Below are 6,278 nucleotides of genomic sequence, written 5' to 3'. Positions count from 1 at the left end.
GGGGGGGGGGGGGGGGGCGGAGGGGGGAGGGAGGGGGGGGAGGGGGGGGCGGGAGGGCGGGCACCGGGACGTCCACAGTGGACTCGACCCGGCGCAGCGGGTGCCGCTGTCGATGAGCCGCGACGGCGACCACGTGAGCGTCGAAATCGGGCCGTACGCGCTGATGACCGTCGAACTCGGGGCCTTCTCGCCACCGCCGTCGCGGGCCGGAGTGCCCGGGCCGGAGACCGAGCCGCCGCTGAGCGCGGCCGAGATCTACGCGCGGCGCGAGATGTTCCACGGCCCCTCCTACCAGGGCCTGGCCCGGCTGACCGGCCTCGGCGAGCAGCACATCCGCGGCGAACTGGTCGTCCCGGCCGCGCCCGGCGGGCTGCTCGACAACGTCGGGCAGCTGCTCGGCTGCTGGCTGATGGCCACCCGGTCCGACGACCTGCTGGCCTTCCCGCGCTCGATCGGCCGGCTCACCTGGCACGGCCCCGAACCGGCGCCCGGGACGCGGCTCGAGTGCCTGGTGCGGGTCCGGCTGCCGCGGCCGGACGTCCTGGAGATGGACGCCGAGCTGGTGGCCGGCGGCCGGGTCCTGGCGAGCATCGAGGGCTGGCGGGACGTCCGGTTCCCGTGCGACCGCGCCGCCCACCGCGTCTACGCCTTCCCGGCGGAGCACCTCCTCGCCGAACGGCGGGACGACGGCTCGGTCGCGGTCACCGACCGCTGGCCGACGGTCGCTGCGCGGGACATCTACGCCGGGATCTACCTCAGCGCGTCCGAACGCGCCGAGTTCGCGGCCGTCCCGCCGCGGCGCCAGCGCGGCTGGCTGCTGGAACGGATCGCCGTCAAGGACGCCGTCCGCGCGCGGCTCGGCGAACCCGTCTACCCGGCGGAAATCCGCGTCCACGACGACGGCACGGTGTCCGGCCGGCACCGGGACCTGCCGCGCTTCGCCGTCACGGTCGAGCTGGAAGGCGACACCGCTATCGCACACCTGGAGAGCACGTCATGACCATCGACCACGCGTCCGCCACGTTCGACGTCGTCGCCGAGCTGCTCGCCGAGCTCGTCGGCGACGCCGAAGTCCTCGGCGTCGAGATCACGCCCGACACGACGTTCCACGAAGACCTGCAGCTGGAGAGCATCGACCTGGTGACCTTCGCGAGCATCCTCGCCGAGCACTTCGGGGCCGACGTCAACCTCGCCGAGTACCTGGCGGAGAAGGACCTCGACGACGTCATCGGGCTGACCGTCGGCGACATCGCCCGGTTCGTGGGGGAGCGCACGTGCCCACGATGACGGTCAACGGGCTGCGCACGAACGTGCAGCTGGTGCCCGCCGGCGGTACCGAGACCGTGGTGTTCCTGCACGGCATGGGCACCGACAGCCTGGCGAGCTTCTACCTGACGCTGGCGCCGCCGGTCGCGGCCGCCGGCATCGACGTGATCAGCTACGACCTGCGCGGGCACGGCAAGACCGAGCGGCCGGAGCGCGGGTACACCCTCGGGGACTTCGTCGCCGACCTCGACGACCTGCTGCGGCAGCTCGGCGTCGACCGGCCGGTGCACCTGGTGGGCAACAGCTTCGGCGGCACGCTGGCCTACAGCTACGCCGTGGCCAATCCGGCCCGGGTCCGCAGCATCGTGTGCATCGAGTCCGAGCCCGCGACCGAGGTGTGGGCGGAGAAGATGAGCGCGATCCTGGCGCACACCGTGCGATTCCTGCAGGTGGAGGAGAGTTTCGACTGGATCGAGGCGAACTTCAGCGCCCACCACCGGCGGCTGGCGCGGCTGGCGGCCGAGCGGATCACGTCGACGAAGATGGCCGAGGAGGTGCCGCTCGGGCCGTTGCTGACCTGGGAGCAGGTGGCGGCGATCGGCTGCCCGGTGCTGTCCATTTTGGGCAGTCACGGCTACCAGGCCGACGACCTCGAAGCGCTGACGTCGCTGCTGCCGAACGGCGAGCTGCACGTGTTCGAGGGGCAGGGGCATTCGGTGCTGGTGGAGCAGCACCGCGAGGTGCGCGAGCTGGTGCTGCGCTGGGTCGAGCGGCACGCGGCGTGAGGTTCCTGCTGGTCGTGCCGCCGCTGGCCGGGCACGTGGCGCCGTTGCGCGGGGTGGCCGCGGTGCTTTCCGCGCGGGGGCACGCCGTCGCCTGGTGCGGTCCCGAGCCCGCTCTGTCCACGCTGGTCTCCGGCCGCGTGTTCCCGGCCGGGGACTCGGGTCCGTTCGCGTTGTCGCTGCGGCCGCCGGAGCTGCGCGGGTTCGCCGCGCTGAAGTACCTGTGGGAGTCGTACCTGGTGCCGCTGGCCGACGCGATGGTGCCGGGCGTGGCCGCCGCGGTCGCGGCGTTTGCACCGGACGTGGTCGTCGTGGACCAGCAGGCGATGGCGGGGGCGCTGGTGGCCGCGCGGTGCGGGCTGCCGTGGGCGACGTCGGCGTCGACGTCCACCGAGCTGGCCGACCCGCTGGGGGCGATGCCGAAGATCGCGTCCTGGGTTGCGGAGTTGCAGGCCGGGTTGCGCGCCCGGCACGGCGTACTGCTCGGTGACCTGCGGTTTTCGCCGCACCTGGTGCTGGCGTTCACGACCCGGGCCCTGGCCGGGGACGCGCGGCAGGCGGTGCCGGTGGCGTACGTCGGGCCGGTGTTGCCGGGTGCTTCGGAGGAGTGGTCGCCGGGGGACTCCCGCCCGCTGGTCGTGGTCACCTTGGGGACGTCGAACGACCTGGCGGGCGCGCGGTTCCTCGCGGAGAGCGTCGACGCGCTGGCCGGGATGCCGTCGGTGCAGGGGCTGGTGGTGGACCCCACGGGTGAGCTGGTGAGCGAGAGCGTGCGCCTGGCCCGGCGGATCCCGCAGGTGGCGGTGTTCGCCCGGGCGTCGGTGGTGATCTGCCACGGCGGCCACAACACGGTGTGCGAAGCCCTGGCGGCGGGGGTGCCGCTGGTGGTCGCCCCGATCCGCGACGACCAGTCGATGCTCGCCCAGCAGGTGGTCGCGGCCTCGGCAGGCGTCCGCCTCCGCTTCGACCGCGCCAAGGCGGCCGACATCCGCAAGGCAATCGAGTCAGCTCCGAACCACGCGCCCGGCGCATCCCGAATCCGCGAGTCCTTCGAGGCGGCCGGCGGCGCGGAAGAGGCAGCAACCCACCTGGAGTCACTCACGTAACCCGCGTGATTGAGGCCGGAACTCGCGTGATTGAAGCCGGAACTCGCGTGATTGAGCCCGGAACTCGTGTGATTGGGGCCGGAACTCGCGAGTTACGGCTTCAATCACGCCGGTTCCGGCTCCAGTCACGCGGGTTACGGGTCTGATCACGTCGGTTGCGGGGCTGATCACGGGGGTTAGGGGTGGGTGCGGAAGGTGCGGGCGGCGAGGAACGAGCCTGCCAGTGCGGCGGCCGCCGCGATCAGCAATGCCACCGGGAGGGACCAGCCGAGCGGGCGGGCGAGGGCGAGGGCGCGGGTTGCGTCGATTGCGTAGGTCAGGGGGTTGATCGTCGAGACCGCGCGGACCCATGTTGGCATCGTGTCCAGGGGCATGTACGCGCTCGACGAGAACATCAGCGGGAACATCACCACGAAGGACGCCGCCTGCAGCGTTTCCGCCTTGCGCAACCACGTCGTGATCGCCACGAACACCCAGCTCAGGCACCAGCCGACCACCAGCGTCAAGACCAAGGCCAGCCCCAGGCCGACCACGCCGCCCGCCGGGCGGAAGCCCAGGAAGGCCACGCTCGCCAGCGCCGTCACCACCAGCTGGACACCCAACCGCGCGGAATCCGCCAGGGTCCGCGCCACCAGGACCGAGAACAGCGAGATCGGCAGGCAGCGCAGCCGTCCGGTGAAGCCGCCGTAGATCTCCGCCAGCAGGCCCGCTCCCGAGCTCATCGCCGTCGTCATCGCGATGTTGACCAGGGTGGCCGGCACCAGGAAGTTCACGTAACCCTGGTACGCCGCGACGCCCGGCAGGGCGCCGACGCCGCTGAAGACCTGGCTGAACAGCAACAGCAGCACGATCGGCTGCAACAGTCCGAAGAAGACCAGCCGGCGGTCGCCGAACGCCGTGCCCAGCGAGCGGGCCGTCAGGACCCGGACCTGTGTCCAGAAGCCCGATTCGGGCCACGCCGCGGGGTCGCCGAGCGCGGCGACGGCCGCGCGGTGCCGGTATTGCGTCACGATGCCGCCCGGTGCAGGGAAAGGTAGACGTCGTCGAGCGTCGGCTCGGTCACCGTCAGGTCCCGCAGTGGCGCGCCCGCCGCGTCGAGGGCGCGGACCACCACCGGGATGTCACCCGGGCCGGACAGCGGCACGGTGAGCACCAGCCCGGCGCGACCGGCCGCGAGACCCAGGCGCGACAACGCATCCACCGCGCGCCGCAACGCCAGTTCGGTGCCGAACGTGCACGTCGCGGTGCGGGTCCCGAGGCGGGCCTTCAGCTGCGCCGGCGTCCCCGACACGGTGATGTGCCCGAAGCCGAGGACGACGACGTGGTCGGCCAGCCGGTCCGCTTCCTCGAGGTACTGGGTGGTGAGCACGACCGTGGTGCCGCGCGCCGCGAGGCCCTCGACGGTCGTCCACAGCCCGGCCCGGCTCACCGGATCCAGACCGGTGGTCGGCTCGTCCAGGAAGAGGACCTGGGGTGCGCCGACGAGGCCCGCGGCCAGGTCCAGCCGGCGCCGCATCCCGCCGGAGTACGTCCCGGCCGGGCGGTCGGCCGCGTCTTCGAGGCCGAAGGCGGCGATCAGTTCCGCGGCACGCGCGAGCGCCTGCCGCGGTTTCGCGCCGAGCAGCCGGGCGATCAGCACGAGGTTGCCGCGGCCGGACAGCGTGTCGTCGACCGCGGCGAACTGCCCGGTCACGCCGATCCGCCGCCGGACCGCGCGGCCGCGCTGCACGACGTCGTAGCCGCAGACGCGGGCGCTGCCCGCACTCGGCCGGACGCGCGTGCTGAGGATGTCGATCAGGGTGGTCTTCCCGGCGCCGTTGTGGCCGAGGACCGCCAGCACCGCGCCGCGGGCGACGGTGAGGCTGATCCCGGCGAGCGCGGTGACTTCGCCGTACTGTTTCGCGAGGTCCGTCACGGCGATGACCGGCTGGGACATGGCCGCTCCTTTCCTGCCTCGCAAAAGGTATCGGGACCGGGCCGTCGCGATCAAGAAGTCCGCCGCCATTCGCCGGACGCGTGACAATTTTCGCGAAAACGGATAGCACGCGCGTGACAAGGCCTGACCTGCGTGACTCTTCCGGACCGGGGCGATCCCATGTGCGTGACAAAGAATCGGAAGCGGCTTGTTCACCCGGAAACACGGAGGTAGCTTTGCCGAAATTCCCCCATTTCCCGAGGTGACGACCCGTGAAGTTTTCGTGGAAGTCGAGAAAGCCCGCCTTCGGCCTGGCCGCCGTGACCGCCGCCGGGGTCGCGGCCGCTGTCGCGCTCGTCGGTGCTGGCCCGACCCAGGCCGCGCCGGTGAGCCTGACGCTCAACTACAACTGCCCGTTCCCGCTGATCGGCGACCAGGTGCTGTCGGTGAAGATTGACACCAACCTGCCCGACAACGCCGTCGCGGGCGCCGCGTCGACCCCGATCACCTTCGACGTCGACGTCACCGTGCCGGAGACCGCCACCGAGGGGCTCGCCCTGGTCGGCGCCACTTCGCTGGACGGCTCGGCGAAGGCCGCGGCCGTGCTCAAGTACCCGGTCGACAAGACGCTGAACCTGAACCTCCCGCTGACCATCGCCTCGACGCCGGTGCCGCCGTCGGGTGCGTTCCACGTCAAGAGCAGTGGCAAGGCGCCGGCGGTGACGTTCCCCAGCCCGGGCACCGCGTCGGTGACGGTCGGGAACTTCAGCACCACGATGACCCCGCGCACCGCGGACGGGCAGCCGACCGACCTCGGCACGTTCACCTCGGACTGCATCGCGGTCCCGGGCCAGAACCAGCAGCTGGGCACGTTCGAGATCAAGCCGGCGGGCGGCACGACGACGCCCACCACGCCGACCACCCCCACGACACCGACCACCCCGACAACGCCGACCACCGAGCCGACGACGCCCACGACGGAACCGACGACGCCGACGACGGAACCGACGACCCCCACCACCGAGCCGACGACGCCGACCACCGAACCCACGACCCCCACCACCGAGCCCACCACACCGACGACGGAGCCCACGACTCCGACCACGGAACCGACGACTCCCACGACGGAGCCGACGACTCCGACGACGGAGCCCACGACCCCGACTACCGAGCCGACGACCCCGACCACGGAACCGACGACTTCCACGA

7 protein-coding genes are annotated in these 6,278 nt (G+C 72.1%); 5 read left to right on the top strand and 2 right to left on the bottom strand.

Going from position 1 to position 6,278, the window contains the following annotated elements; all coding sequences use genetic code 11:
* Positions 1–112: 112 nt before the first annotated feature.
* The 4 genes from CCN39_RS45860 to CCN39_RS50955 are packed head-to-tail and all read left to right on the top strand — an operon-like array spanning position 113 to position 3,154.
* Positions 113–1,000 (top strand): polyketide synthase dehydratase domain-containing protein, encoded by an 888-nt coding sequence (locus tag CCN39_RS45860; RefSeq protein ID WP_244211320.1) that lies wholly within the window; start codon positions 113–115, stop codon positions 998–1,000.
* A complete protein-coding gene (locus CCN39_RS45855) occupies positions 997–1,287 on the top strand; it encodes an acyl carrier protein (protein ID WP_086853240.1) in 291 nt (96 codons plus the stop codon). Before CCN39_RS45860 ends, CCN39_RS45855 begins: the two co-directional genes overlap by 4 nt.
* Positions 1,275–2,051 (top strand): alpha/beta fold hydrolase, encoded by a 777-nt coding sequence (locus CCN39_RS45850; RefSeq protein WP_086853238.1) that lies wholly within the window; start codon positions 1,275–1,277, stop codon positions 2,049–2,051. The genes CCN39_RS45855 and CCN39_RS45850 overlap by 13 nt, the downstream gene beginning before the upstream one ends.
* Complete coding sequence (locus CCN39_RS50955; RefSeq protein ID WP_167455377.1) at positions 2,048–3,154, top strand: glycosyltransferase; 1,107 nt, start codon at positions 2,048–2,050, stop codon at positions 3,152–3,154. Before CCN39_RS45850 ends, CCN39_RS50955 begins: the two co-directional genes overlap by 4 nt.
* 176 nt (positions 3,155–3,330) lie before the next feature.
* Here the strand turns inward: CCN39_RS50955 and CCN39_RS45840 are convergent, their stop codons facing one another.
* Entirely contained in the window at positions 3,331–4,164 is an 834-nt protein-coding gene (locus CCN39_RS45840; RefSeq protein WP_086853236.1) for an ABC transporter permease, read from the bottom strand.
* Positions 4,161–5,090 (bottom strand): ATP-binding cassette domain-containing protein, encoded by a 930-nt coding sequence (locus CCN39_RS45835; RefSeq protein WP_086853235.1) that lies wholly within the window; start codon positions 5,088–5,090, stop codon positions 4,161–4,163. Before CCN39_RS45835 ends, CCN39_RS45840 begins: the two co-directional genes overlap by 4 nt.
* A gap of 251 nt (positions 5,091–5,341) precedes the next feature.
* Between CCN39_RS45835 and CCN39_RS45830 the strand changes: the two genes are divergently transcribed.
* Positions 5,342–6,278, top strand: a 937-nt coding sequence (locus CCN39_RS45830; RefSeq protein WP_341867733.1) for a DUF6801 domain-containing protein, incomplete at its 3' end; no start/stop codon positions are given.

It is taken from the genome of Amycolatopsis kentuckyensis (genome assembly GCF_002155975.1).
GTDB classification, from domain to species: domain Bacteria; phylum Actinomycetota; class Actinomycetes; order Mycobacteriales; family Pseudonocardiaceae; genus Amycolatopsis; species Amycolatopsis kentuckyensis.
This window is presented reverse-complemented; position numbering and strand designations above follow the sequence as displayed.

Coding starts and splice junctions, on each gene's coding strand:
- CCN39_RS45860 (WP_244211320.1), top strand. CDS start 113: ATGAGCCGCGACGGCGACCACGTGAGCGTCGAAATCGGGCCGTACGCG.
- CCN39_RS45855 (WP_086853240.1), top strand. CDS start 997: ATGACCATCGACCACGCGTCCGCCACGTTCGACGTCGTCGCCGAGCTG.
- CCN39_RS45835 (WP_086853235.1), bottom strand. CDS start 5,090: ATGTCCCAGCCGGTCATCGCCGTGACGGACCTCGCGAAACAGTACGGC.